General features: G+C 73.8%; 1 protein-coding gene. It reads right to left on the bottom strand.

Annotation, left to right across the window (positions count from 1 at the left end; translation table 11 throughout):
- Positions 1-209, bottom strand: a 209-nt coding sequence (locus SB773_RS34880; RefSeq protein WP_410595153.1) for a hypothetical protein, incomplete at its 3' end; no start/stop codon positions are given.
- Positions 210-233 lie beyond the last annotated feature (24 nt).

The following is a 233-nucleotide window of genomic DNA, read 5'->3' as shown; positions in this document are numbered from 1 at the left end:
CCGAGCTCTGCGACGTGCGCCCGCTCGCGCTCGAGGGTGTCCGTCTCCGGTGCGCCGTAGCGGGCCGGGTCGGGGCGGTGGGCGTCCTCCTCCACCGTCAGCAGACCGTCCGGGTCCTGCGGATCGCGGACGCCGGTCAGGCGCTCGTCGATCGTCGACTTGTCCTCGTCGTGACCCCGGCGGGTCTCGTCACTGCTCGCCGCATCCATGCCCCCACCTTCGGCGCGAGCAGG

The organism is Bacillus sp. SIMBA_074 (assembly GCF_046534555.1).
Lineage (GTDB): Bacteria > Bacillota > Bacilli > Bacillales > Bacillaceae_G > Bacillus_A > Bacillus_A mycoides.
The sequence above is the reverse complement of the archived record's forward strand: the minus strand, read 5'-3'. Positions and strand labels throughout refer to the sequence as shown.